The sequence below is a fragment of the Oryzomicrobium sp. genome (assembly GCF_036820405.1).
Classification (GTDB): domain Bacteria; phylum Pseudomonadota; class Gammaproteobacteria; order Burkholderiales; family Rhodocyclaceae; genus Oryzomicrobium.
Genome location: NZ_DAISLS010000001.1, coordinates 293,418 through 319,259, shown reverse-complemented (window position 1 = coordinate 319,259; position 25,842 = coordinate 293,418). Strand labels below are relative to the sequence as shown.

17 protein-coding genes are annotated in these 25,842 nt (G+C 69.3%); 10 read left to right on the top strand and 7 right to left on the bottom strand.

Annotated features, from left to right (window positions below; all coding sequences use genetic code 11):
- Window positions 1-66: 66 nt before the first annotated feature.
- Window positions 67-1,488, top strand: a complete 1,422-nt coding sequence (locus V7Z98_RS01380) for a diguanylate cyclase (RefSeq protein WP_334156701.1) — start codon at window positions 67-69, stop codon at window positions 1,486-1,488.
- Window positions 1,489-1,571: 83 nt separating this feature from the next.
- On the opposite strand, the gene V7Z98_RS01375 is transcribed toward V7Z98_RS01380, so the two are convergent.
- Window positions 1,572-2,057 carry a WbuC family cupin fold metalloprotein gene (locus V7Z98_RS01375; protein WP_334156700.1) on the bottom strand — a complete coding sequence of 162 codons (486 nt, stop codon included), beginning with the start codon at window positions 2,055-2,057 and terminating at the stop codon, window positions 1,572-1,574.
- Window positions 2,058-2,316: 259 nt separating this feature from the next.
- On the opposite strand from V7Z98_RS01375, the gene V7Z98_RS01370 reads away from it, so the two are divergent.
- The 4 genes from V7Z98_RS01370 to V7Z98_RS01355 all read left to right on the top strand — a co-directional run bounded on the left by V7Z98_RS01370 (window position 2,317) and on the right by V7Z98_RS01355 (window position 9,882).
- The gene (locus V7Z98_RS01370; RefSeq protein WP_334156699.1) at window positions 2,317-3,132 is read left to right on the top strand and encodes a GGDEF domain-containing protein; all 816 of its coding nucleotides are present in this window, start codon (window positions 2,317-2,319) and stop codon (window positions 3,130-3,132) included.
- Window positions 3,133-3,370: 238 nt separating this feature from the next.
- Window positions 3,371-7,318, top strand: a complete 3,948-nt coding sequence (purL, locus tag V7Z98_RS01365) for a phosphoribosylformylglycinamidine synthase (protein WP_334156698.1) — start codon at window positions 3,371-3,373, stop codon at window positions 7,316-7,318.
- A gap of 116 nt (window positions 7,319-7,434) precedes the next feature.
- Window positions 7,435-8,688, top strand: coding sequence for an ATP-grasp domain-containing protein (locus tag V7Z98_RS01360; protein WP_334156697.1), 1,254 nt, complete (start codon window positions 7,435-7,437; stop codon window positions 8,686-8,688).
- 93 nt (window positions 8,689-8,781) lie between these two features.
- A complete protein-coding gene (locus V7Z98_RS01355; RefSeq protein WP_334156696.1) occupies window positions 8,782-9,882 on the top strand; it encodes a phosphoserine transaminase in 1,101 nt (366 codons plus the stop codon).
- Window positions 9,883-10,333: 451 nt separating this feature from the next.
- On the opposite strand, the gene V7Z98_RS01350 is transcribed toward V7Z98_RS01355, so the two are convergent.
- Window positions 10,334-12,427: a c-type cytochrome gene (locus V7Z98_RS01350; RefSeq protein ID WP_334156695.1), complete on the bottom strand. Its 2,094-nt coding sequence runs from the start codon at window positions 12,425-12,427 to the stop codon at window positions 10,334-10,336.
- Between the two features lie 338 nt (window positions 12,428-12,765).
- Here V7Z98_RS01350 and V7Z98_RS01345 point away from each other — a divergent pair, with 338 nt between their 5' ends.
- Window positions 12,766-13,152: a YkgJ family cysteine cluster protein gene (locus tag V7Z98_RS01345; RefSeq protein ID WP_334156694.1), complete on the top strand. Its 387-nt coding sequence runs from the start codon at window positions 12,766-12,768 to the stop codon at window positions 13,150-13,152.
- Window positions 13,153-13,292: 140 nt separating this feature from the next.
- Here the strand turns inward: V7Z98_RS01345 and tal are convergent, their stop codons facing one another.
- Window positions 13,293-14,351, bottom strand: coding sequence for a transaldolase (gene tal / locus V7Z98_RS01340; protein WP_334156693.1), 1,059 nt, complete (start codon window positions 14,349-14,351; stop codon window positions 13,293-13,295).
- Window positions 14,352-14,572: 221 nt separating this feature from the next.
- On the opposite strand from tal, the gene V7Z98_RS01335 reads away from it, so the two are divergent.
- On the top strand, window positions 14,573-14,791 hold the full coding sequence (locus V7Z98_RS01335) for an RNA-binding S4 domain-containing protein (protein WP_293261483.1): 219 nt from the start codon (window positions 14,573-14,575) through the stop codon (window positions 14,789-14,791).
- Between the two features lie 52 nt (window positions 14,792-14,843).
- Here the strand turns inward: V7Z98_RS01335 and nfi are convergent, their stop codons facing one another.
- The 4 genes from nfi to lplT are packed head-to-tail and all read right to left on the bottom strand — an operon-like array spanning window position 14,844 to window position 20,382.
- Complete coding sequence (gene nfi / locus V7Z98_RS01330) at window positions 14,844-15,512, bottom strand: deoxyribonuclease V (RefSeq protein ID WP_334156692.1); 669 nt, start codon at window positions 15,510-15,512, stop codon at window positions 14,844-14,846.
- 7 nt (window positions 15,513-15,519) lie between these two features.
- Entirely contained in the window at window positions 15,520-16,743 is a 1,224-nt protein-coding gene (locus V7Z98_RS01325) for an alkaline phosphatase family protein (protein WP_334156691.1), read from the bottom strand.
- Window positions 16,744-16,757: 14 nt separating this feature from the next.
- Window positions 16,758-19,076, bottom strand: coding sequence for a diguanylate cyclase (locus V7Z98_RS01320; protein WP_334156690.1), 2,319 nt, complete (start codon window positions 19,074-19,076; stop codon window positions 16,758-16,760).
- Between the two features lie 43 nt (window positions 19,077-19,119).
- Window positions 19,120-20,382: a lysophospholipid transporter LplT gene (lplT, locus tag V7Z98_RS01315; protein WP_293261471.1), complete on the bottom strand. Its 1,263-nt coding sequence runs from the start codon at window positions 20,380-20,382 to the stop codon at window positions 19,120-19,122.
- Window positions 20,383-20,618: 236 nt separating this feature from the next.
- On the opposite strand from lplT, the gene alr reads away from it, so the two are divergent.
- Genes alr through V7Z98_RS01300 form a run of 3 tightly spaced genes read left to right on the top strand, consistent with a single transcriptional unit; the run spans window position 20,619 to window position 25,637 of the window.
- Window positions 20,619-21,728: an alanine racemase gene (gene alr, locus V7Z98_RS01310; protein WP_334156689.1), complete on the top strand. Its 1,110-nt coding sequence runs from the start codon at window positions 20,619-20,621 to the stop codon at window positions 21,726-21,728.
- Entirely contained in the window at window positions 21,728-23,089 is a 1,362-nt protein-coding gene (radA, locus tag V7Z98_RS01305; RefSeq protein ID WP_334156688.1) for a DNA repair protein RadA, read from the top strand. The genes alr and radA overlap by 1 nt, the downstream gene beginning before the upstream one ends.
- A 49-nt stretch (window positions 23,090-23,138) precedes the next feature.
- Window positions 23,139-25,637, top strand: a complete 2,499-nt coding sequence (locus V7Z98_RS01300) for an ABC transporter permease (RefSeq protein WP_334156687.1) — start codon at window positions 23,139-23,141, stop codon at window positions 25,635-25,637.
- The last annotated feature ends 205 nt before the right edge of the window (window positions 25,638-25,842 follow it).

The window sequence follows — 25,842 nt, the reverse complement described above, 5'->3', positions numbered from 1 at the left end:
GGTTTGGCGTTGCCCGCCCCGGCAAATCCCACGGGGATCCGTCCCCTCTTCGTATTCGAGTCCGCAATGAACCCGTCACCCGCCATCCTGTCTCCCTTGCCGTCCGTCCCTTCCCGCCCGGCGACCCCCGAGGCGGAATGGCTGGACATCGCGGCCCGTACCCCGGATGCCTGCCGTCAGGCCGTGGCGGCGGTGGTGCGCGAGCACGGGCCGGAGCTGGCGGCCCATTTCTACGGGGCCATGATGGCCGACCGCGATGCGGCCCATTTTCTCGACCACACCATCGTCAACGAGCGCCTGCGCGGTTCCATGACCCGCTGGCTGGAAGAGGTCTTCGCCCAGGAGCTGCGCGACGAGGCCCAGGCTGCCGCCGTGGTGGCCCACCAGCGCCACGTCGGCGAGGTCCATGCCCGCATCCGTCTGCCCATCTACCTGGTGGCTCGGGGTGCCCGGGTGCTCAAGGCCGCCATTTATTCCCGCCTGGCGGAGCGGAACCTGTCGCCCCAGGACCACCTGCGCGCCCTGCCTTACGTGGGGCAGGTGATGGATCTGGCGCTGGAACTGATGAGCGCCGCCTTCGTGCGCAACTCGGAGCGCAGCGCCAGGGCCGACGAGGCCTACCGGCTGTTCTCCCTGGGCCAGAACATGTCGGTGGAGCGGGAGCGGCAGCGCTCGGTGCTGCTCGAATGGGGGCAAGAGGTGCTGTTCATGCTGCACCGGCCGAGCAGCCGGGCGGTGCTGCCCAACCTGGCCCATTCCGAGTTCGGCCTGTGGCTCAACCACAAGGCGCGCATGATGTTCGAGGGCTCGGAGGAACTGGGCCAGATCCAGGACATCGTGGAGCGGGTCGACAGCGCCCTGCTGCCCCAGCTGCGGGTGGCCGATCCGGCGGCGCCTCAGCTTAACGCCCTGGTGGGGGAGTTCTACGGCGAGCTGGACAGCCTGAAGTTTCTGCTCTCATCCCTGTTCGAGCGCTACCTGGAGGTGGAAAACGGCCGGGACGCCCTGACCCGGCTGCTCAACCGGCGCTTCCTGCCCTCGGTGCTGAGCCGGGAAATCGCCCTGTACCGGGGTGAGAGCCAGGGGTTCGCCCTGCTGCTGCTGGACATCGACCACTTCAAGAACATCAACGACGGCTACGGCCACGACGCCGGGGACGCGGTGCTGCAACAGGCCTCCGCCCTGGTGCTCAACGCCGTGCGCAGCGGCGATTTCGTCTTCCGCTACGGCGGCGAGGAAATCCTGGTGATCCTGGTGGAGGTGAACGCCGATGCCGCCCTGCGCATCGCCGAGGGCATCCGGCAGAAGTTCGATGCCGGCGAATTCCTCATCAGCGACGGGCGGACCCTGCACGTCACCGTTAGCGCCGGCGTGGCCCAGTTCGACGGCCACCCGGACTACCAGTACCTGATCAACCGGGCCGACGCGGCCCTCTACGCTGCCAAGCAGCAGGGCCGCAACCGGGTCTGCCAGGCGCCGGAGGGGTAGGGCCGCAAGGGGCGGGGCCTTCCGCCCTGTTTCTGCTTTTCCCCTTTTTCCTGGGCTTTTTCCTTTTGCCTGTCCTGGACCGATCAGTCCCGGGGCAGGGTGTCACCCACCTGGGCCGTGGCGTACCAGGCCAGGGTGGCGTTCACCGCATCGGCCGGGGCGTCGGCCGACGGCGACCAGGACACGTAGTCCGCGTCGAGAATAGGCTGATAGGGCCCGTGCTTGACCTCGAAGATCACCCCGCCCACGTCCAGGGACAGCACCGCGTGCCAGCCTCCGGCCGGCGTTTCCAGGGTCAGGGCGTCCTCGCCCAGCACGCTGCGCCGCGTCACCGTGCCGGCCTCGTCGAAGTGCAGCACCACGAAGCGGCCGCGCAGGGGGTAGAGCAGTTCCCAGGTATGGGGGTGGCGATGGGGGCGGACGTAGGTGTCCGGCTCCATGGCGATGGCCAGGCGCTGGATTGGGTCTTCCAGCCGGGGGTGCAGGTTGAGGTTGGCGCGGCGGCGGGGAGAGGCCTGGGCCTGGGCCGACAGGGCGTCGAGCTGCTGGGGAGTGATCTGTTGCACCATGATTGCGCGGGAAAGTAGGAGGGTGAGGGCGCCGGCGAACGGCGGGGCGCCATTCTGCCCCCGTCCCGGAACGGCGTGAAGGGCGAGGCGGGACGGCGGAATATGAATTCGAAATGAATTTTGTCGCGCTTGGGAGTTCCAATGCCCAAGGCCCCGAGTAGGGGGCGGGAGCGCGGTCATGGGGAATGGGCATCCGGGCCCGGGGGCGATGGCCCTGGGCGAAAGCGGGCAAGGCAGGGCAGGGCGGCGGCCCGGCTGGGTGCCGTCTTGGTTGGCCGGCACCCTGGCCTGGGTCGAGCCTTTCGCCGCGTTGCCGCCCTGGCTGCGCCGCCGGGGCGCCGTGGCCCTGGGGCTGGGCGTAGCGGCCCTGGCTCTTCTGGCCGGACTGCTGGCCGGCGGCGATGGGTTGGTGCCCGGCGCGGCGCATGCCGTGCTGGCGGCGACCCTGCTGCTGGCGGCCGCTTCCCTGGCGTTGCTCGTGACGGCGCTATTGCGTCAGCAGCACCTGTACCGCGAACTGGCCGGGCGGCTGCGGGAAGCGGGGGGCATGGATCTGCTTACCGGTGTGGCTGGCCGCAGCCGTTTCGCCGAGGCGGTGGAGCGGGAGTACGGCCGCTTTCGCCGTTATGAGCAGCCAGTGGCGGCGATCTGCCTCCAGGTGGATTTTTTCAACCGCCTGGCCGACGCCTATGGCGAGGACATGGCCGACCGGCTGCTGGTGCGGCTTGCGGCCCTGGTGCGGCAGGAATTGCGCGACAGCGACCTGGTGGGGCGCTTGGGGGAATGCGAGTTCGCCGCCTTGCTGCCGGGGGTCGATTCGGACGGCGCGAGTACGCCGGCGACCCGCATCTGCGAAGGGGCGGCCCGTCTCTGCCTGCCTAGCGACCTGGGAGATCTGCGCTTTACCGTGAGCGTCGGCGTCACCCATTTCCAGCACCGTGACCGGGATGGCCAGGCCCTGTTGCGCCGGGCCAAGGTGGCCTTGGGGGCGGCGGTGTTCGCCGGACGCAACCGGGTGGCCCTGTCCGACGGCGTGCTGCTTTTTCCGCAGCGGGAGAAAACGCGGCAGGACTGATGCGCCGCCGTCGTCGCCGGAAGCATGGAAGGGCGATGGCAGCGGCGGGAGTGCAGGAAGCGGCGGTGAAAGCGCGACGGGTGCGGCAACGGAAGCGGCGGAAGCGGCGGAAGAGGGCGCCTGGGGCCGAGAGGGGCCCGTTCCTCCGGTATAATCCGGTTTTTGCCCCTGTGGCGTCCGCCCGGCCCCCGTTTTTCCCCGGCCGGCGGCGCCTCGCCGCCTTTCAGTGACATCTCCGATGGCCGACCTTCTCCTCCTGCGCGGTGCCCCCGCCTTCTCCGCTTTCCGCCTGCAACGCCTCAAGGACCGCCTGGCCGCTTCGGTGCCGGCCGTCACCGGCCTCGCCGCCGACTTCTGGCATTTCGTCGAACTGGAAGGGCCCCTGGCCGACGATGGCCGTGGGCGCCTGGCCCAACTACTCGGCGAGGTGGCGGCGGACGAGCTGCCGGAGCGGGAACTGATCCTGGTCACGCCGCGCATCGGCACCATCTCCCCCTGGTCGTCCAAGGCCACCGACATCGCCCGCAACACCGGCATCGCCGGGGTGAAGCGCATCGAGCGCGGCATCGCCTATCGGGTCAGCGCCCGGGGCAACCTGGATGCCGCCACCCGCCAGCAGGTGGTGGCCCTGTTGCACGACCGCATGACCGAATCGGTGCTAGACGGCTTCGACCATGTGGCCGCCCTGTTCGCCCACGTGGCGCCCAAGCCCCTGGCTACGGTGGACGTGCTGGCCGGCGGCCGGCCCGCCCTGGTAGCGGCCAACGGCAGCCTGGGCCTGGCCCTGTCCGAGGACGAGATCGACTACCTGCTCGACATCTTCACCAAGGCTGGGCGCAACCCGACCGACGTTGAACTGATGATGTTCGCCCAGGCCAACTCGGAACACTGCCGGCACAAGATCTTCAACGCCGCCTGGGTGATCGACGGCGCGCCCCGGGACGAGACCCTGTTCGGCATGATCAAGGCCACCCACAAGGCCGCGCCGGAAGGCACGGTGATGGCCTACGCCGACAACGCCTCGATCATCGAGGGAGCCACCATTCCCCGTTTCTATCCCCGGGAAGGCGGCGCCTACGCCTACTCCGAGGAAACGACCCATATCCTGACCAAGGTCGAGACCCACAACCACCCCACTGCCATCTCCCCCTTCCCCGGCGCCGCCACCGGCTCCGGCGGGGAAATCCGCGACGAGGGGGCCACCGGCCGCGGCTCCAAGCCCAAGGCCGGTCTGTGCGGTTTCACCGTGTCCAACCTGAACATCCCCGGCGCCGAACAGCCCTGGGAAGCGGCCACCAGCACCTATGGTCGCCCCGGCCGCATCGCCAGCGCCCTGGACATCATGATCGAGGGTCCGATCGGTGCCGCCGCCTTCAACAACGAATTCGGCCGCCCCAACCTGACCGGTTATTTCCGCACCTACGAAGAGAAGGTCGGCGGCGAGGTCAAGGGCTACCACAAGCCGATCATGATCGCCGGCGGCCTGGGCAGCATCCAGGCCGAGCAGTCGTTCAAGGCCGAGACCTTCCCGGTGGGCACCCTGTTCGTCCAGCTGGGCGGGCCGGGCATGCTGATCGGCCTGGGCGGCGGCGCCGCCAGCTCGATGAGCGCCGGCGCCAACACCGAAGACCTGGACTTCGCCTCGGTACAGCGCGGCAACCCGGAAATCCAGCGCCGCGCCCAGGAGGTCATCGACCGCTGCTGGCAGATGGGCGGTAACAACCCGATCCTGTCGATCCACGACGTGGGCGCCGGCGGCCTGTCCAACGCCTTCCCCGAACTGGCCCATTCCGGCGGCGTCGGCGCCACCTTCCAGCTGCGCAAGGTGCAGATCGAGGAGCCGGGCATGAGCCCGGCGGAAATCTGGAGCAACGAATCCCAGGAACGCTACGTGCTGGCGATCCCGCCGCAGCGTCTGGCCGACTTCGCCGCCCTGTGCGAGCGCGAGCGTTGCCCCTACGCCGTGGTCGGCGAGGCCACCGGCGACGGCCAGCTGAAGGTGGTGGATAGCCACTTCGGCAACAATCCGGTGGACATGGACATGGAGGCGCTGCTCGGCAAGCCGCCGCGTATGACCCGGGACGTGGCCCACGCCGAGGCAGCCGCTACGCCTTTCGATCCCACCGCCATCGACCTCAAGGACGCCGCCTACCGGGTGCTGCGCCTGCCGGCGGTGGCCGACAAGACCTTCCTCATCTCCATCGGCGACCGCACCGTGGGCGGCCTGACCGCCCGGGACCAGATGGTCGGCCCCTGGCAGGTGCCGGTGGCCGACGTGGCCGTCACCCTGATGAGTTTCCAGGGTTACGCCGGCGAAGCCTTCGCCATGGGCGAGCGCACCCCGGTGGCGGTGCTCGACGCTCCCGCCTCGGGCCGCATGGCCATCGGCGAGGCCCTGACCAACCTGGCCGCCGCCGACGTGGGCGAGCTGAAGCGGGTCAAGCTGTCCGCCAACTGGATGGCCGCCTGCGGCGTGGCCGGCGAGGACGCCCGCCTGTTCGATACCGTCCAGGCCGTCTCCGAGTTGTGCCAGTCGGTGGGCGTGTCGATTCCGGTGGGTAAGGATTCCCTGTCCATGCGCACCGCCTGGGAAGACCAGGGCGAGAAGAAACAGGTGGTATCCCCCTTGTCCCTGATCGTCACCGCCTTCGCCCGGGTGGACGACGTGCGCCGTACCCTGACGCCCCAACTCAAACTCGACCAGGGCGAAACCGAACTGCTGCTGCTCGACCTGTCCGCCGGCAAGAACCGCCTGGGCGGTTCGGCCCTGGCCCAGGTGTACAACGCCACCGCCAGCGATGCTCCGGACGTGGATGACCCCCAGCTGCTGCTGACCTTCTTCAACACCATCCAGGCCCTCAACCGGGACGGCCTGCTGTTGGCCTACCACGACCGCGGCGACGGCGGCTTGTTCGCCACCGTGGCGGAAATGGCCTTCGCCTCCCATTGCGGTGTGACGCTGAACACCGACCTGCTGGCCTACGATCCGCTCATGCACGACGTGGACGGCAACGAGCGCAAGCCCCAGCTGATGGACGGCCGCTCCATGGAAATGCAGGTGCGCGCCCTGTTCGCCGAAGAATTGGGTGCCGTGGTGCAGATCCGCCGTGCCGATCGGGAGAAGGTCACCGCCCGTCTGCGCGAGGCCGGCCTGGGTCAGTGCTACATGCTGATCGGCTACCCCAATGACCGGGACCAGGTCCGGGTGGTGCGCAACGCCAAGCCGATCTTCTCGGAAAACCGGGTGGACCTGCACCGGGCCTGGTCCGAGACCAGCTACCGCCTGCAAAGCCTGCGCGACAACCCGGAATGCGCCCAGTCCGAATACGACCGCATTCTGGACAAGGAAGACACCGGCCTGTTCGTCAAGCTGCCCTTCGACCCGAGCGAGGACGTGGCGGCGCCGTACATCGCCACCGGCGCCCGGCCCCAGATTGCCATCCTGCGCGAGCAGGGGGTGAACGGTCAGGTGGAAATGGCGGCGGCCTTCGACCGCGCCGGTTTTGCCGCGGTGGACGTGCATATGAGCGACATCGTCGCCGGCCGCGTCAACCTGGCCGACTTCAAGGGCCTGGCGGCCTGCGGCGGCTTCTCCTACGGCGACGTGCTGGGTGCGGGACAGGGCTGGGCCAAGACCATCCTGTTCAACGAGCGCTGCCGCGACGAGTTTGCCGCCTTCTTCCACCGGGACGACACCTTCGCCCTGGGCGTGTGCAACGGCTGCCAGATGATGAGCGGGCTGAAGGGCCTGATCCCGGGCGCCGAGCACTGGCCCCTGTTCCACCGCAACCGGGTGGAGCAGTTCGAGGCCCGCTTCGTCACCGTGGAAATCCCCGAATCCCCCTCGATCTTCTTCGCCGGCATGGCCGGCACCGTGGCCCCGGTGGTGGTGTCCCACGGCGAAGGCCGGGCGGTGTTCGAGCAAGCTGGCGACCAGGCCAAGGCGCTCACCGCCATGCGCTACGTGGACAGCCGCGGCCAGGTCACCGAGACCTACCCGCTCAACCCCAACGGTTCGCCCGCCGGCATCACCGGGGTGACCACGGCGAACGGCCGCTTCTCGATCATGATGCCGCACCCGGAGCGGGTCTTCCGCACCGTGCAGATGTCCTGGGCGCCGGCCGGCCTGGGCGAGGACGCCCCCTGGATGCGCATGTTCCGCAACGCCCGCAAGTGGGTGGGGTAACGCGCTAATCCTGCTTCCCGCCGGTCTCCCCGGGATGACAATCGTTCATTGCAACAACTTGAGGGCAGGCGCCATTTTGGTGCCTGCCCTGTTTTTATCGTGACTACCTCGATTCTGTGACTCCGTCCTCCCAAGCCTCACCCGCCGCTTCCGCCCAGGGGCATACCCCGTTCTACGGCCTGGCACCCTTCCTGCGCATGAACCTGGCTGCCGCGGACATCGGCCCCATCACCCAACAGATGCTGGAACAGGCCCAGCAGGGCGGCGACGATCCCAACCTGCTGATGAACCTGGCCACGGCCCTGTTCTGCCTGGAAAAGCAGGACACGGGCCTGGCCGTGCAGGGGCTGGCCCTGGCGCTCACCCGCCGCTACTTCCTGCCCGCCCTGCGCCAGCCGGCCTGTTTGCGGGTGCTGATGTTGGTGGCCCCCGGGGACATCTCGGTCAACACGCCCCTGGATTGCTTGCTCGAAGACTGCGACATCGACATCGAGTACTACTACGTGGCCCTGGACGGCGATCCCCTGCCCGAGCCGGTGCCGGACCACGACCTGCTGGTGGTCGGCGTGGGCCTGTTCGACGCCAGCCGGGCCGCCCTGGAAGCCCTGGAACCCCGCCTGGCCGCCTGGCCCCGGCCGGTGGTGAATCCGCCCCGGGGCATCCTCAATACCGCACGCAACACCGCCAGCGACCTGCTGCAAGGCCTGGACGGAGTGGTCATGCCCCCCACCCGCAACATCGCCCGGGCCGACCTGCTGCCCGCCGCCACGGGCGACAGCGGCCTGGGGGCGGTCCTGCCCGGCTGGGACTACCCGGTGATCCTGCGCCCCCTGGGCTCTCACGCGGGCCACGACCTGGAAAAGATCGAGGATTCCGGCGCCTTGGTGGACTATCTGGTCCGGGTGCGGGACGAGCAGCTGTTCATTTCGCCCTTCGTCGATTACAGCGGCCCGGACGGCCTGTTTCGCAAGTTCCGCATCGCCCTGGTGGATGGGCAGCCCTTCGCCTCCCACATGGCCGTGTCGTCGCGCTGGATGGTCCACTACGTCAATGCCCAGATGTACGAGGACGCGGCCAAGCGCGAGGAAGAGGCGGCGTTCATGGCCAACTTCGCCGATTTCGCCGCCCGTCACCGCACGGCCCTGGAGGCCATCCCCCGGCGGGTCGGGCTCGACTACGTGTGCATCGACTGTGCCGAAGTGGCCGGCGGGCTGCTGGTGTTCGAGGTGGACCACGCCATGGTGGTCCATGCCATGGACCCGGTGGACATGTTCCCCTACAAGCCGGAGACCATCTTCCGCGCCCGGGACGCCATGCGCGACTATCTGGTGCGCCGCGCCGCTGAAGCATTGGCAGCGCCGTCCCGCTGAGCGGGTATTGCCACCGCCTCATTTTTTCGCCGGGATTTTCTTCCCGGCCTTTCCCCTGGGAGGGGCCGACCCTTCCTGCTGCCTCCGCTGTATATGAACCCACGCAATCGCCTCAATTTCTCCGGCGGGCCCGGCGCCCTGCCGCAATCGGTGCTGGAACAGGTGCGGGAGTCCATCGACGCCGTTCCCGGCGTCGGCCTGTCCGTGCTCGGCATCAGCCACCGTTCGGACTGGTTCGCCGCGGTGGTGGCCGAGCTGGAGGACAACGTGCGCCGCCTGCTCGGCGTGCCGGCGGGCTACCACATCCTCTTCCTGCAAGGCGGCGCCACCCAGCAGTTCACCATGGTGCCGCTGACCCTGATGCAGGGCAGCCAGGTGCCAGCCGACTACCTGCACACCGGCTACTGGAGCGGCAAGGCCATCGCCGAGGCGCGCCGCGAGGGGCCGCTGCGGGTGCTGTGGAGCGGCGAAGGGGAGGGCTTCGGCCGCCTGCCCAGCGATGGCGAGCTGGACTTTGCCGCCGATGCGCCCTACCTGCACTACGTCTCCAACGAGACCGTGGAGGGCCTCCAGTTCCACCGCCTGCTCGGCCGGGACGACGTGCCCCGGGTGTGCGACATGTCCTCGGACTTTCTCTCCCAGCCTTGCCCGGTGGACCAGTTCGCCCTGATCTATGCCCACGCCCAGAAGAATATCGGCCCGGCCGGGGTGACCGTGGTGCTGGTGCGCGACGAGGTGATCGGCAAGGCACCGGAGGATCTGCCCGGATTCCTCGACTACCGCAGCCACGCCCAGGCCCACTCCAACTTCAACACCCCGCCGGTGTTCGCCATTTACGTGGTGCTGCTGGTGACCCGCTGGCTGCTGGGCGAGATCGGCGGCGTCGCCGCCATGGCCGCCATCAACCAGCGCAAGGCCGGGTTGCTCTACTGCGCCCTGGACGGCAGCGACGGCTTCTACCGGGGACGCAGCGCCCCGGCCGACCGCTCGCTGATGAACGTGGCCTTCTCCTTGCCCGATGTGCACCTGGAGCAGGCCTTCCTCGCCGAATCCCAGGCCGCCGGCTTCACCGGCCTGGCCGGGCACCGCTCTATCGGCGGCATCCGCGCCTCGATCTACAACGCCCTGACGGTGGCCGAGGTGGAAGAACTGGCCGGCTTCATGGCCGACTTTCAGCGCCGCCACCGCCGCTAACCTCGTGCGACTCCGCCGCGACCCCGGTGGGCTGGCTCACCCGGGCGACATTGCGCGCTCCTGTTGGGATACATGAAAAAAATTAATGTATCGAGCCGGTGGATAATCGAAGGTCCGCGCCAGTTCTAGAGTTTGGCTATCTCGTCATCCGGAAACATTAAAAAAATTAAAGTATTGAGGAGGGGCCGAAGCGAGCGCTTTGAGCGCAGAGCGTGCAGAGGCGCGAAGGATGCAGGGAAACGAATAAAGATCGACACGAAGTTCTCCCGCTTCTCTCCACGTTCCCTGCGTCTCTGGGCTCCCTGCATCGGAAGCGCTTCGCCTTTCCTTGGTGAGCGATTGGCGCCTTGCCGACTAGCGGTGTTGTCTGTGATTCCACAACAAAAAGCCCGGGAGTTTCCTCCCGGGCTTTTTCTTTGCGCGGACGGGCCGCGAACGTGCTTTTCAGCGCTCAGTAGCGGGCATCCGCCGGCTTCTTGTCCTTGGGCCAGTCCTTCACCTTTTCGGGGAAGTCCGGGCGGGGCTGGTGGCTGAAGTACTCGGCCACGTCCAGGGCTTCCTGGTCCGACAGGCCGCCTTGGCCCAGGGGGAAGTTGTTGTGGAAGCCGATTGGCATGTTGCGCTTGACGAAGGCGGCGGCGGTGTAGGTGCGGGCCATGCCGGCGCCGATGTTGAAGGACTCGTCGCCCCACAGCGGCGGATAGACCATCTTGCCGTCGGCGGACTTCAGCCCTTCGCCGTTTTCGCCGTGGCAGATGGCGCACTGGGCGGCATAGACCTTCTTGCCGTTGTCCGGGTCGGGCGTCAGGGAGCGATCGATCTTGCCCACGCCCCGGCCGGGCACCTTGTCCTCGGGCTTGGTGGCGCCCTTCATCCAGTCGAAGTAGGCGACCATGGCCTTCATGTCCGGCGAATCCACGGGCAGGGGCTTGCCGTTCATGGAGCGCTTGAAGCAGCCGTTGATGCGGTCCTCCAGGGTGATGACCCGGCCGGCCCGGGGGGCGTAGCTGGGGAACATGGCGGAGACGCCGACGAAGGGCGAGCCGTCGGCCACGGTGCCGGCGTTGAGGTGGCAACTGGTGCAGTTGAGCTGGTCGCCGACGTTGTTGGGCAGCAGATCGCGGGTTTCCAGGTGCAGGCGCATGCCGCGCACCAGCTGGGTGGCGTTGGGCTTGCCCAGCATGTCGGCCAGCCGCGGCGTTTCGAACTTGCTGTTGTCGATGGCCTTGGGGTCTTCCTTGACCACCTCGGCACGCATGTTCTTCACCTGGGAGGCGGTGATCGCCTCGCCGCCGTTGCCCCAGCTGGCCCGGACGAAGGTCAGCAGTTCGGCCAGTTCCTGGTCGTTGAGGCGGGCGAAGCCGGGCATGGTGAATACCCGGGGATGGGCCGCCGTGGAGGCGGTTTTCCAGCCGGTCAGGGTGATGTGCAGCAGGGTGGCCGGCTCCTTCGCCGTTACCGCCGGGTTGCCGGCCAGGGGCGGGAAGATCTTGCTCACGCCGCCGCCGTCCTGGCGGTGGCAGTCGCCGCAGAACTGGACATAGGCCAGGCCGCCCCGGGAGGTGAACAGGTTGTCCGGCACCTTGCCCGCCACTTCGCTGCGCGGCACGCTGGGGGCCGGCAGTTCGTGCTCGCCCGGGGGTAGGGACTTGAGGTAGGTGGCGATGGCCACCAGGTCGTCGTCCTTGACGTGCTGGGTGCTGTGGTGGATCACGTCGGCCATGTTGCCGGAGGCGGTGGCGAAGCGGTTCTGCCCGGTCTTGAGGAACAGGGTGGTGTCCTCCACCGTCCACAGACCGCGCAGGCTAAGGGCGCGCCAGGATTCCACGGTCTCGCCGGCCAGGTAGTGCTTGCCCTTGCTACCGGCCTCGCTCATGGCCTTCTCCTGGAAGGCGATGCCCCGGGGGGTGTGGCAGGAGCCGCAGTGGCCCAGGCCCTGGACCAGGTAGGCGCCCCGGTTCCACACCGCGTCCTTCTGAGCGTCGGCCTTGAACGGCGTGGCGTCGAGGAAGGCCCAGTTCCACAGCGATAGCCCCCAGCGCATGCTGAAGGGCCACTTCATCTCGCTCTGACGGTTGGCCTGGTCCACCGCCGGCACGCCCTGGCGCAGGTAGGTGAACAGGGCGCGCATGTCCTCCTCGCTCATCTTGGCGTAGGAGGGATAAGGCATGGCCGGGTAGAGGTTGTGCCCATCGGCGGTGACGCCCTTGCGCATGGCCCGGTCGAACTGCTCGTAGGTGTAGTTGCCGATACCGGTCTTGGCGTCCGGGGTGATGTTGGTCGAGTAGATGGTGCCGAAAGGCGTTTTCAGCTCCAGGCCCCCGGCCATGGGCTTGCCCTGGGGGGCGGTGTGGCAGGCGATGCAGTCGCCCAGGCGGGCCACGTACTCGCCGCGCTTGACCAGATCGGGATCGGCGGCGGAGGTTGGGGCGGTGGTGGCACCGGCCTGGTGGGCCAGCAGGCCGCCCAGGCCGAGGGCTAAAAATGCGAGGCCGGCGACCACCGGAGAGGTGGCGAAACGGCGCAGGTTGAACGGGGTGTCCATGGAACGACGTCCTGTGATGAATACGGTTGTGAGCCTATTCCCATGGATGAAGTGGGGGAATTGCCGGATCAGGCGATGCCAATAGGTACTTTGTCCTATAGCCGGCGGATTGGCGTTATTTGTGCGGCACGCGGCATGGTCCGGAAGGGCTTGATCCTGCCATATTTGCGGTATTGCTATTATTTTTGGTTTTTTTATTGAATTTGACTATTGAAAGTGGCCCGGAAAAACCGGCCCTGCCCAAACAGGGGCCACCTTGCCAGGCAGGGCACCGACCCTGCTGCGCCGGATGGCCGGCTGCTCTACAATTTGCCCCGTTTTTTTCCTGGCTGTCCGCCGTGTCCGATTCCGAATCCCTTTCGTCCGCCATCCTTCCGGATAACCCCTGCCAGCAGTGCGGCGCCTGCTGCGCCGCCTTTCGTGTCGACTTCCACAAGGCCGAGGCCGAAGGCGGGGGGATGGGGTACGTCGGAGGGGTGCCCCGGCACCTGGCCGAGCCCCTGATCGGCTCGTTGCTGCGCATGAAGGGCACCGACGAGCACCTGGGGCGCTGCGCGGCCCTGTGCGGCGAGGTGGGCCAGGCGGTGCAGTGCTCCATCTACGAGCAGCGTCCCAGCCCGTGCCGCGAGTTCAATCCCTTCGCCGCCCTGGGCATCGCCGACGAGGCCTGTGCCCGGGCCCGTCGTCGCCACGGCCTGCCGCCCCTGGCGGGGATGGCGGCGTAGGGGGGCCGGCGTAGCGAGATGTGCCACTACCTATGCGCTGCTCTCCGGCGCGGCGTCCGTGATGCCTGTTGCGTCCGCGCCCGCCCGAAACGCAAACGCCCGGCCGCGAGGCCGGGCGTCCGGGGGCAGAAGCGTTCCGCTCAGGCCACCAGTTCGAGCAGCTTGGCGTAGGCCTCGTCGAACTGGGCCAGGCCGGCCTGTTGCAGCTCGTCGCCGAGCTGGTCCAGGTCGATGCCGGCGGCGGCCACCTTGGAGAGCACCTGGCGGGCTTCCACCCAGTGGTCGGTGAGGCGGGCCTCGGCCTCGCCGTGGTCACGGAAGGCGGCCAGGGTCGCGTCCGGCACGGTGTTGATGGTGTGGGGGCCGATCAGCTCTTCCACGTACACCACGTCCCGGTAGGCCGGGTTCTTGGCGGAGGTGGAGGCCCACAGCAGCCACTGGGGCAGGGCGCCTTTCTCGGCCAGGGGGGTGAAGGTGGAGCGCACGTCCTCGATCCAGCGGGCGTAGGCCATCTTGGCGCTGGAAATGGCCGTCTTGCCTTGCAGTTCGGCGGGCAGGCGGCTGTCCACGGCGGCGTCGATGCGGCTGATGAAGACGCTTGCCACCGAGGCGATCCCGTTCAGGGCCAGGCCTTCGGCGCGGCGCCGCTCCAGGCCGCGCCGGTGGGCGGCCTGGACCGCCTGGAGCTGCCGGTTGGAGAAGATCAGGGTGACGTTCACGTTGATGCCGGCGTGGATCACCGCTTCGATGGCGTCGAGGCCGGCAGCGGTGGCTGGGATCTTGATCATGGCGTTGGGCCGGCCGATCTCCTGCCACAGCCGCTTGGCGGCGGCGACGGTGCCGGCGGCATCGTGGGCCAGCCGCGGCGAGACTTCGAAGCTGACGAAGCCTTGGCTGCCGCCGGAAGCCAGGTAGACGCCCTTGAACAGGTCGCAGGCCTGACGGATGTCGGGCAGGGCCAGGGCCTCGAAGCGGGCCTCCGGATCGGCCAGGCGTGGGCGCAGCTCGGCCAGGGCATTCTGGTAGGCCGGGTCGTTCGTCAGGGCGTTGTAGAAGATGGCCGGGTTGGAGGTCACCCCGGCAATGCCGTCGTCGTCGATGAAGCTGGCCAGTTCGCCGGAATCGAGCAGGCGACGGGTCAGGTTGTCGAGCCAGATCTGCTGGCCGAGATCGGCCACGGGAAGGAGTCGGGAGGACATGATGGCGGTATTTGAAGTCGTCCTGCGCGAGCGCGGAGCGCGGCAGTGGGGATGATCCACGGGCAAGCCCGAAAGTGTAGCGGGGTTTTTTGTCGTCCGTTTGGTTTACATCAAGGCGGGAAGGGGGAGAATCCAGCCCGCGAACCGGCCCGGGCCGTAGTCAGAGCTGTAATCCGGGCCGATTTTTCGTCGATTGTTCATTTTATTCAAAAGGCATTTTCATGATCACGTTTCCGGTGCGCGGCGACTACATCCAGCTCGACCAACTGCTCAAGGCCGCCAGCCTGGTGGACTCCGGCGGTGCTGCCCACGCGGCGGTGGAAGAAGGATTGGTGGAGGTGGACGGCCAGGTCGAAAGCCGCAAGCGGGCCAAGCTGCGACCCGGCCAGCGGGTACGCTTTGGCGGCGAGGAAATCCTGCTGACCGCCGAGGCGGGCTGAACGGGCGGGCCTATGAGGGTTGGGGCCGGAGCCGGCCCCGCTATGAAGCGGACTAGCCCGAGGCCAGCTTGTGGGCGGCCCGGGTGGTTTCCGGCAGGCGATAACGCCGGGTGCAGGCCAGGGTCAGGGCGATGGCCGTGTCCAGGCAGATGCGGTGGCCCACCGAAATGAACAGGGGCGCCACGCCGGGGCGGGTGCGCAGCACGGCGCCGATGGTCTCGTCCTTGTCGCGCAGAGGGGCCCAGTCCCCCTTGTTCGGCCCGGGCTCGGCATGGCTGCCGGTGAGCCGGGTCTTGCCCACGCCCAGGGCCGGCAGGCCGGTGACCACCCCCAGGTGACAGGCCAGGCCGAAGCGGCGCGGATGGGCGCGCCCCTGGCCATCCACCAGCAGGACTTCGGGCAGGGTGTGGAGCAGGTTGAGGGCGGCGAGTACCGCCGGGGCCTCGCGGAACGACAGTAGCCCCGGGATGTAGGGAAAGCCGGTGGGCAGCCGGGCCACCGCCTGCTCGACCGGTTGCAGGTCCGGGAAGGACAGCACCGCCACCGCCGCCCGGGTAGTCTTGCCGCCGTCCTCGAACCCCACGTCTACGCCGGCGACCCGGGTCAGTTCGGCCAGGGGCGGCAGGCGATCCTCGGTTTCGACCCGGGGCGCCTGCTGGCACTGCCAGGCGACGGCTTCCTTGGGCGTCAGCCCTTCGGGATGGGGGATGAGCAGGTCCATCGCCGTTTCAGCGTCCGGGTGCAGATCGTGGATTTGCGCCTGCGCCAAGGTCGAAGCGGGAAAGGTCGAAACGGCAGAGCGGCACCTCCCGCTCGGCGGTGCTGACGCCGCCGTGCATGCCGGCCAGGCGGTAATCGTCTTCCCCGGGCAGCCGGTCGCGCAGGGTCCAGTCCTCGCGCAGCAGCAGGGTCAGGTCGCCGATGCGGTTGCGCAGGTCCGGGTGGTAGGGGGGCGGGCCGAACCAGCCGTCGGCCAGCAGGTTGTCGCTGTCGACGCACCACAGGGCGTGGCCGTAGCGGGCCTCGATGCCGGCGCGGAAAGCTTCGCGGCAACCGGGCTTGAGGTGGGCGTAGGCGGCCCGCCGCTCGCCGGACAGGGGGCACGCCAGCAGGGCGGCCAGCTCCGGGGCGCCGCCCAGGTCGATCAGGCGTTCCGCCGGGGCGGCGATGAAGCCGTGGTCGGCGGTGACCAGCAGGGTGGCGTCCGTTCCCTGGACGCGGCCGAGGAAAGCCGCCAGTTCCCGTTCCAGTTCATGCAGGGCAGCCACCGCTGCCGGGCCGTCGGGGCCCGCGTCGTGGGCCTTGCTGTCGAAGTCGGGCCAGTAGGCGTAGATGTAGCTCGGCTCGGGGGCGCGCAGCGCCGTTTCGATGACCGCGAACATCTCCGGCAGGGCCCGGTAGCCGGTGCGCTTGGCCCGGCCGGAAAGGCGCCGGTTGAAGGGCGAATCCACGATCCAGGCCGGCGACACGATCTCCATGGGGCAGGGCAGGCGGTCGGCCAGGGGCGGGGCGTCGAGCAGCCGTTGCGCCCAGTCCTCGGCTTCCGGCGCCGGGCCGCGGATGCCGCGGCGGGCCAGGGGCAGCACCGCCAGTTGGCTGGCGATGGCCGAGAACCACACGTGCCAGCCGGTCAGGCCGTGCTGGCCCGGCGGCAGGCCGGTAAGAAAGGTGCCGACGGCGCTGGCGGTGGTGCTGGGAAAAACCGACTCCAGGGTGGCGATGCGCGCCCGGTCGAGCAGGCCGCCCGGCAGGTGGGCGCGCAGTTGGGCCTCCCCCACGCCATCGGCCACCAGCAGCACCAGATGGCGCGCCGGGGCCAGGTCGGCCGGCGGCAACTCGGGCAGGGGCGGGCAGGGCAGGCCGGCATGGCCCCGGGCGCCGGCCAGGCTGGCCATCAGGTTGGCCAGGCCGTGCCGGAACGAGGGCGGGGGCGGCAGGAGCGAAGCGGTCATGGGGCGGGGACGGATCAGTCGAGCAGCGGCAGGGCCGGATGGGCAGCCGGGCCGGGCAGGCTCAGGGGCGGCGCGCCCACGGCGCGGTTGCGCCCGGCGCCCTTGGCGGCGTAGAGGGCGCGGTCGGCCTGTTGGATGAGGGTTTCGCCGTTGCCGCCGTGCTCTGGATAGGTGGCCACGCCGAGGGAGACGGTGCAGCGGATGGCGTTGTCGGCCGTACCCTGGCTGGGGCTCGGCGGCAGGGCCAGCTCCGCTACCTGGCGGCGGATCGCCTCGGCCCGTTCCAGGGCGGTGGGCAGGGTGGCGCCGGGCAGGATCAGGGCGAATTCCTCCCCACCGTAGCGGCAGGCCACGTCGCTGGCCCGGCAGGCGTCGCGCAGGATCTCGGCGAGCCTTTGCAGCACCGTGTCGCCGGCCTTGTGGCCGTAGCGGTCGTTGAGGCGCTTGAAGTGGTCCATATCGAGCATGATGACGCTGACCGGGGTGCGTTCCCGGGCGGCCCGGGCCAGTTCCCGCTCCAGGGTCTCGTCCAGGTAGCGGCGGTTGAACAGGCCGGTCAGGCCGTCGCGCAGGGCCTGGTCCTGGAGGGTGGCCTGGAGAGCGCGGATTTCCTCCAGTTGGCGGCGCAGGGTGAGTTCCAGGGCTTTGCGCGCGGTGATGTCGTTGATGCTGATGAGCAGGGCCGGGCCGTCGCTGTAGGAGGACAGCACTGCCGAGAAAATGGCCCAGAAGGTGCGGCCGTGGCGGTCCTTGAGGCGGATTTCCCGGTTGTCCAGGGCGCCTTTTTGCATCAGCTGGGCGATGATCTCGCTACGTTCCTCGGGGTCGGCGTAGAACTCCGGGGTGAAGGCGGTGCCGGCGGGGACGTCGACGCCGAGTAGGCGCTGGGCCTCCCGGTTGGCGAAGATGATCTCGCCGTTTTCGGCCCGGGCGAACACCAGGGCGAAGGGGGCCGTTTCGGCGAGCATGCGGAAACGCTGCTCATTGTCCTGCAATTCCCGTTGCAGGCGCCGCCGGTCTTCCACGTCGCGCACCACCACCACCGCCCCCCGGGGCTGGCCCTGGCCGTCCCGCAGCAGGCGGCCGTTGGCCTCGATCGAGAAGTCGGCGCGCTGGGGGGCGACGGCGGTGAGCTCCAGGGGCGGCGGGGTCCGCCCGGCGATCAGTTCCGAGAGCTGGTTGGCCCACAGGGCCCGGGTGTCCGTGGTGAGGAACTGGCAGAAGGTCAGGCCTTCGAGCAGCACGTCCGGGGACAGCCCGAACAGTAGGTTGGCCTGGGGCGAGGCGAAGCTGATGGTGCCTTCCAGATTGGTCACCAGGATGGCGTCGGGGCTCGTCTGCACCACGGTTTCGAACACTTGCTCCGAGGTTTGCAGCTTGCGTGACTGCATCTCGACCCGGGCCACCAGGTTGCGGTTGGCCTCGCGCAGGGCCATTGCCGCCCGCTGCCGCTCGGTGGCCATGGCGCCCACCACCAGGGCGACGAAGATCAGCGAGATGGCCATCAGCGCCGTGGTTTCCAGGGGCAGGCTGGCCGGGCCGAAATAGAACACGCCGCGGTGGGAGAGGGCGCCGGCCAGGGCGATGGCGCAGGTGAGGGCGAGCAGGGGCTGGACGAAGCGGGGCGGATGGCGCCAGGCCAGCCACAGGGCCGGGAAGGTGAGCAGGAAGGGCAGGCCCACCAGGGTGCCGTCCCGCCCCGGCAAAACCAGAAAGAAGAAGGCAGCCAGGGACAGCAGGGCCAGGGCGGCCACCGGCCGTTCCCGGACGAAGCCCTGCCAGTGCCGGATGCCGCCCGGTTCGGGCTGGAGCAGGGCAAGCAGGGCCGGTGCGGCGATCAGGGCGCCGGCCGTGTCGCACAGCCACCAGGACAGCAGGGTGTGAAGCCAGGCGTCCACGCCCTGGCCGGCGGTCACGGCGGTGGCGCCGACCAGGCTGGCCAGCAGGCCGTGCAGCCCGACGCCGCCCAGGGCGAAGGCGGCCACCGTCCGGCGCCGGGCGAAGATGTAGGGAGAGGGGTCGAGGCGGCGCATCGCCCGCCAGCCCAGGTAGGGGGCCATGCTGTTGCCGCAGGCCAGGGCCAGGCAGATGGCGAGGGGCGCGTCCAGCACCAGGCGGTTGAACAGGAAGGTGCCGAGGGCGATGGCCGGCACGGCGGCGGCGCCGCGCAGCATGACGGCTACGATGGCGGCTGCGGCCGGCAGCCAGACGGGAACGGGGAAGGTGCCGTGACCGGCGAAGAAGTGCAGCGTGAGCAGGCCGAGGCCGAAATAGGCCGCGGCGATGACGACGCTATCCCTCAGGCGGCGGGGCCAGGGGGGATGTTCGGACAAAGCCAGTCTCCGTGGGGATTCTTGTTTGTCCTAATTCTCCGTCTTAATGCGGCGTGTCGTCCAGATGGGCCACGTCGTCGTGGGCGCGCTGGTTGAGCGTGTGCCGGTAGCGCACCAGGGTCATGGCGGCGGCGACGAACAGGCCGAACACGGCGATCACCGTGAACACCGACAGGTTGGCCCGGATCATCAGAGCGTAGATGCCGGTCATGACCAGGATCGACAGGTTTTCGTTGAAGTTCTGCACGGCGATCGAATGGCCGGCGCCCATCAGGATGTGGCCCCGGTGCTGGAGCAGGGCGTTCATGGGCACGACGAAGAAGCCGGACAGGGCGCCGATGATCACCAGCAGGGGGACTGCCACCACGACCGAGGTGACGAAATTCATGACGATGACGATCAGCCCCATGGCGATGCCCAGGGGAATCACCTTCACCGACTTGCGCAGGGTCACCCACTTGGCCGCCATGGACGCCCCGGCGGCCACGCCGACAGCCACCACGCCCTGGAGCATGGAGGACTTTGACAGGTCCAGGTGCAGGGCGGCGTCGGCCCACTTGATGACGATGAACTGGAGGGTGGCGCCGGCGCCCCAGAACAGGGTGGTCACCGCCAGGGACACCTGACCCAGGCGGTCGCGCCAGAGCAGGGCCAGGCAATGGCCGAACTCATGGACGAGGAAGAAGGGGTTCTTCTTGAGCGGCTTGTGGTCGACGCCGGTGTCGGGCACGTAGAGGTTGAAGATCGCCGCCACCAGGTAGAGCACCCCCACCACCACCAGGTTCATCTCGGTGACGGTGTCCACCGGTGTGTCGATCAGGGGCATGTCGAAGGACAGCAGGCTTTCGGCGATGGTCGGTTGGATGAGTAGTCCGCCGACCACGGTGCCGAGGATGATGGCCCCGACGGTGAGGCCTTCGATCCAGCCGTTGGCCGCCACCAGCAGGCGGTGGGGGAGGTATTCGGTGAGGATGCCGTACTTTGCCGGCGAGTAGGCCGCGGCGCCCAGGCCCACCACGGCGTAGGCGAGCAGGGGATGGACATGCCAGAACATCAGGCCGCAGCCGAGGATCTTGATGCCGTTGCTGATGAACATCACCCGCCACTTGGGCATGGAATCGGCAAAGGCGCCGACGAAGGCGGCGAGGACGACGTAGGAAACGGTGAAGAACAGCTTCAGTAATGGCTCGTACTCCTGCGGGGCGGACATTTCCCGCAGGGCGTAAATGGCGGCGATCAGGAGGACATTGTCGGCAAGCGCGGAAAAAAACTGCGCAGCCATGATGATGTAGAAGCCGAGCTGCATCGAACGAGCCCGAGGGCGGTTTTTAGTGTGGCCGGTTTATACCACGAACAGTCGCGCCGTGTTGTTGCAGTACGTCAAGGCGCCCGGAGGAGCCAGAGGACGGCGCGGGGCGGGGGCCAGCGCGGATTTGCCCGCATTGCCTCTCGCCCGATGGCGCGCGGCCTGCCACAATCACGCTTTGTCCCGGCGCGGCTCGGACCCGCGACGCGCCGGAACGCCGCTCAAGGATCAGCCTCATGTCCCGCCCCATCCGCGCCCGCATCGACCTTGCGGCGCTGCGTCATAACTTTGCCGTCGCCCGGCGTTATGCCGGCACCACCCGCCTCTTTTCCGTGGTCAAGGCCAACGCCTACGGCCACGGCCTGCTGCCCTGCGCCCAAGCCCTGGCCGGCCTCACCGACGGCTACGCCCTGCTCGACCTGGCCGACGCCGTGGCCCTGCGCGAGGCCGGCATCCGCCAGCCGATCCTGCTGCTCGAAGGCTATTTCGACGCCGAGGAGCTGCCCATCCTGGCCGAATACGGCATCACCCCGGCCCTGCATCGCGCCGATCAACTCGAAGAGATCGAGTTGGCCGGCCTGCCGCGCCGGCTCGACGTCTTCCTCAAGGTCAATTCCGGCATGAACCGGCTGGGCTTCACCGGCGATGCCCTGACCGCCGCGGTGCGCCGCGCCACCGCCTCGCCGGCCTTCGCCGACGTAACCCTGATGACCCACTTCGCCGACGCCGACGGCCCCCGGGGCGTGGCCTGGCAGCTCGACCGCTTCCGCACCATGCTGCCCTGCTGGGCCGGCCCCGTGTCCATGGCCAACTCGGCGGCCCTGCTGCGCTACCCGGAGACCCGGGGCGACTGGGCCCGGCCCGGCATCATGCTTTACGGCGGCAGCCCCTTCGCCGACATCCCGGCGGAGCAACTGGAACTGAAGCCGGTGATGACCCTGGCCTCGCAGATCATCGGCGTCCAGGAGATCGGCCCCGGCGAGCGGGTCGGCTACGGCGGCACCTTCACCGCCGAGGGGCCGACCCGGGTGGGCATCGTCGCCTGCGGCTATGCCGACGGCTACCCGCGCCACGCCGGCACCGGGGCGCCGATCCTGGTGGACGGCCGGCGCACCCGGCTGCTCGGCCGGGTGTCCATGGACATGCTGGCCTGCGACTTGACCAGCTTGCCCGACTCCGGCGTGGGCAGCCCGGTGACCCTGTGGGGCGAGGGATTGTCCGCCGACGACGTGGCTACCGCGGCCGGCACCATCAGCTACGAGCTCTTCTGCGCCCTGGCGCGGCGGGTTCCGGTGGATTTCGTCGACGGCGAGGCAGGTGGTCGCGGTGGCCGGGAGACCGACTGATGGCCAAGGCCAAGACCCAATACGTCTGCACCGAGTGCGGCGCCGTCTCGCCCAAATGGCAGGGCCAGTGCCCCGGCTGCAATGGTTGGAACACCCTGGTCGAGAGCCTGGTGGAAAAGCCCGGTGCCAGCCGCTTCGAATCCCTGGCGCCGACCACGGCCCGGGTGCAGAAGCTGGGCGACATCGAGACCCGGGAGGCGGCGCGCCTGCCCACCGGCATCGGCGAATTCGACCGCACCCTGGGCGGCGGACTGGTGGCCGGCGGGGTGGTGCTGATCGGCGGCGACCCGGGCATCGGCAAGAGCACCCTGCTGCTCCAGGCCCTGGCGCTGCTCTCCAATAACCACCCGGTGCTCTACGTCTCCGGTGAGGAATCCGGCGAACAGGTGGCCCTGCGCGCCAGGCGGCTGTCCCTGGAAACCGACAACCTCAAGCTGCTGGCCGAGATCAACCTGGAGAAGATCGTCGCTGCCCTGGCCCAGGAAGCGCCCCGGGTGGCGGTGGTGGATTCGATCCAGACCCTGTGGTCGGAAGAACTGTCCTCGGCCCCGGGTTCCGTGGCCCAGGTGCGCGAGTGCGCCGCCAAGCTCACTCGCCTGGCCAAGGAGACCGGCACCACGGTGATCCTGGTGGGCCACGTCACCAAGGAAGGTGCCCTGGCCGGCCCCCGGGTGCTGGAGCACATCGTCGACACGGTGCTCTACTTCGAGGGCGACACCCACTCGGCCCACCGCTTGGTGCGGGCCTTCAAGAACCGCTTCGGTGCGGTCAACGAGCTGGGGGTGTTCGCCATGACCGACCGGGGGTTGAAGGGCGTCTCCAACCCCTCGGCCCTGTTCCTCTCCCAACACGGCCAGGTGGCTGGCTCCTGCGTCCTGGTGACCCAGGAAGGCACCCGCCCCCTGCTGGTGGAAATCCAGGCCCTGGTGGACACCGCCGTCTCCCCCAGTCCGCGCCGTCTTACCGTGGGCCTGGACCCCCAGCGCCTGGCCATGCTGCTGGCGGTGCTGCACCGCCACGCCGGCATCGTTTGCTTCGACCAGGACGTGTTCGTGAACGCCGTGGGCGGGGTCAAGATCGGCGAGCCGGCGGCGGACCTGGCGGTGTGCCTGGCCATCGTCTCATCCCTGCGCAACCGGGCCCTGCCGCAGAAACTGGTGGTGTTCGGCGAGGTCGGCCTGACCGGCGAAATCCGCCCCGCCCCCCGGGGCCAGGAGCGCCTCAAGGAAGCGGCCAAGCTGGGCTTTACCCACGCCATCGTTCCCCATGCCAACCTGCCGCGCCAGCCCATCGAGGGCCTCACCGTGCTGCCGGTGAAGCTGGTGGGGGAGGCGGTGGAACGGCTGCAATCCCTGGACTGACGACGGCCGGAACCATTGCCTCAACCGACGTGAGCGACCCCTGACCGCCATGCGCCTGCCCCTGACCCTGCGCCTGCTCTGGCGCGACGCCCGCGCCGGTGAGCTGCGCCTGCTGGCTGCCGCCCTGGTGATCGCCGTGGCGGCCTTTTCGGCGGTGGGCTTCTTCACCGACCGGGTGCGCGAGGCCCTGGAGACCGAGGCCCACCAACTGCTCGGTGCCGATCTGCTGCTGGTGGCCGACCATCCCTGGCCCGACGCGGCCCGGGCCGCCGCCCACCGCCAGGGGCTGACCCTGGCCGAGACGGTGACCTTCCCCAGCATGGTGAGCGCCGGGCAAGGGGAGGGAGCGGTGACCCAGCTGGCCGACATCAAGGCCGCCACCGCCAACTATCCGCTGCGCGGTCGCCTGCGCATCGCCGACGGCCCCGGCCTGCCTGATCGGGAGGCACAGGATGCCCCGGCCCCGGGCAGCGCCTGGATCGAGGAACGTCTGGCCACCGGCCTGGGGGTGGCAGTCGGCGACACGGTGAGCGTGGGCGAAACCCGCCTGCGCGTGGCGGCCCTGCTCACCCTGGAGCCGGACAAGGGCGTCAATTTCTTCGCCCTGGCGCCGCGCCTGCTCATGAGCCAGGCCGATCTTGCCGCCACCGGCCTGCTCCAGGAGGGCAGCCGGGCCTCCTACCGGCTGATGGCGGCGGGGCCGGCGTCCCGAGTGGCCGCCTACCGGGATGCCATGGAATCGCATCTGGGCCGGGGCGAGCGTCTGGAGGATGCCCGCTCGGCCCGGCCGGAAATCCGCTCGGCCCTGGACCGGGCGCAGAAATTCCTCGGCCTGGCGGCCCTGCTGTCGGTGGCCCTGGCTGCCGCCGGGGTCGGCCTGGCAGCGCGCCGCTACGTGCAGCGCCACCTGGACCCCTGCGCCATCCTGCGCTGCCTGGGAGTGACCCAGGGGCGCCTGCTGGCCCTCTACGGCGGCCAGCTGCTGGCCCTGGCGGCCCTGGCCTCCCTGGCCGGCGTGGCCCTGGGCTTCGTCGCCCACTACGGGCTGTACCGGGGCCTGGCCGGATTGATCCCGGCAGCGCTGCCGGCGCCGTCCTGGCGGCCCGCCGCCGCCGGGCTGGCCTGTGGCTTCGTCCTGCTGTTCGGTTTTGCCGGCCCGCCGTTGCTGCAGCTGCGCCGGGTGTCCACCCTTCGGGTGATCCGCCGCGAACTGGGCGCGCCGGAAGGCGGCGCCCTGGGCATCGCCCTGGCCGGGCTGGCGGCGCTCTTCGCCCTGATGGTGTGGGTGGCCGGCGAGCTCAAGCTGGCGGCCTTCGTCGCCGGCGGCCTGCTCGGCGCGGTGCTGCTCTTCGCCCTGGCCGCCCGGGGGCTGGTGGCCCTCACAGGCCGGCTCGCCCGGGCCGTGCCCACAGCCGGCTGGGGCTGGCGCCAGGGCCTGGTGTCCCTGGCGCGCCACCGGGGCGCGGTGGTGGTGCAGATCGTCGCTCTGTCCCTCGGGGTGACGGCCTTGCTGCTGCTTTCGGTGACCAGGGCCGACCTGGTGGCCGCCTGGCGCCAGGCGGCGCCGGCGGACGCACCCAACCGCTTCGTGGTGAACATCCAGCCCGAGCAGCGCCGTGAAGTGGCCCGCTTCATGGACCGGGCCGGCCTGGCGGCGGACCTGGCGCCCATGGTGCGCGGCCGGCTCACCGACGTTTCCGGCCGGCCGGTGTCGGCGGCGGACTACGTCGAGGAACGGGCGCAGCGGCTGGTGGAGCGGGAGTTCAACCTTTCCTACGCGGCCGACCTGCCGGCCGGCAACACCGTCACCGCCGGGCGCTGGTTCGCCCCGGGGGAGAAGAAGGTGGCGTCGGTGGAGGAGGGGCTGGCCAAGACCCTGGGGCTGAAGGTGGGGGACGATCTGACCTTCTCCATTGCCGGGGAGCCGGTGACCTTGAAGATCGTCGGTCTGCGCCGTCTCAACTGGGACTCGATGCGGGTCAATTTCTTCGTCCTCACCCCGCCCGGGGTGCTGGAGCCCTACCCGGCCAGCTGGATCACCAGCTTCCACCTGCCGGACGAGGGCGCCAACGCCACGGCGGCCCTGGTACGGGCCTTCCCCAATCTGACGGTGATCGACGTGGGCGCCATCCTGCGCCAGATCCAGTCCATGCTCGACCAGGTGGTTCAGGCGGTGCAATTCGTCTTCCTATTCACCGTCGCCGCCGGGCTGGTGGTGCTCTACGGTGCCCTGGTTTCGGCCTTCGACGAGCGCCGCCGGGAGCTGGCGGTGATGCGCGCCCTGGGCGCCCGTAGCGCGCAACTGCGGCGCAGCCTGATGGCCGAATTCGCCGCCGTGGGCGCCCTGTCGGGTCTGCTCTCGGCGGTAGCGGCGGAAACCATCGGCTGGGTGGTGGCGCGCCAGGTGTTCGACCTGGACCTGGCGGTGAAGCCTTGGCTGCCCCTGGCGGCCGCCCTGGGCGGCGCAGTCCTGGTGAGCGCCGCGGCCTCCCTGGGCATTTCCCGGCTACTGGAAACGCCGGCGTTGATCGCCCTGCGCAGCGAGTAGCCGGGGCATGGAACGGCGCTCGTGCGGAGCGCTGCATTCGAACGCGACGGAGCAACTGCCTGAGGGAAACGGGCCATGTCCGGCCGTCTCCGGCTGTGCCTGGCAGTGACTTCGGGTAGAATGGAGGCCATTGATTCGCCTCGCTTTCTTTCCGGCCGGACGGTGCCCGCAGGTTCGTATGTCCGGCCGTCAGCCGTAGGAGAAG

Excerpts from the sequence above, each read along its gene's own strand:
- V7Z98_RS01380 (WP_334156701.1), top strand. The coding sequence starts at position 67 with ATGAACCCGTCACCCGCCATCCTGTCTCCCTTGCCGTCCGTCCCTTCC.
- V7Z98_RS01375 (WP_334156700.1), bottom strand. The coding sequence starts at position 2,057 with ATGGTGCAACAGATCACTCCCCAGCAGCTCGACGCCCTGTCGGCCCAG.
- purL (WP_334156698.1), top strand. The coding sequence starts at position 3,371 with ATGGCCGACCTTCTCCTCCTGCGCGGTGCCCCCGCCTTCTCCGCTTTC.
- V7Z98_RS01355 (WP_334156696.1), top strand. The coding sequence starts at position 8,782 with ATGAACCCACGCAATCGCCTCAATTTCTCCGGCGGGCCCGGCGCCCTG.
- V7Z98_RS01350 (WP_334156695.1), bottom strand. The coding sequence starts at position 12,427 with ATGGACACCCCGTTCAACCTGCGCCGTTTCGCCACCTCTCCGGTGGTC.
- tal (WP_334156693.1), bottom strand. The coding sequence starts at position 14,351 with ATGTCCTCCCGACTCCTTCCCGTGGCCGATCTCGGCCAGCAGATCTGG.
- V7Z98_RS01335 (WP_293261483.1), top strand. The coding sequence starts at position 14,573 with ATGATCACGTTTCCGGTGCGCGGCGACTACATCCAGCTCGACCAACTG.
- nfi (WP_334156692.1), bottom strand. The coding sequence starts at position 15,512 with ATGGACCTGCTCATCCCCCATCCCGAAGGGCTGACGCCCAAGGAAGCC.
- V7Z98_RS01325 (WP_334156691.1), bottom strand. The coding sequence starts at position 16,743 with ATGACCGCTTCGCTCCTGCCGCCCCCGCCCTCGTTCCGGCACGGCCTG.
- lplT (WP_293261471.1), bottom strand. The coding sequence starts at position 20,382 with ATGCAGCTCGGCTTCTACATCATCATGGCTGCGCAGTTTTTTTCCGCG.
- alr (WP_334156689.1), top strand. The coding sequence starts at position 20,619 with ATGTCCCGCCCCATCCGCGCCCGCATCGACCTTGCGGCGCTGCGTCAT.
- radA (WP_334156688.1), top strand. The coding sequence starts at position 21,728 with ATGGCCAAGGCCAAGACCCAATACGTCTGCACCGAGTGCGGCGCCGTC.
- V7Z98_RS01300 (WP_334156687.1), top strand. The coding sequence starts at position 23,139 with ATGCGCCTGCCCCTGACCCTGCGCCTGCTCTGGCGCGACGCCCGCGCC.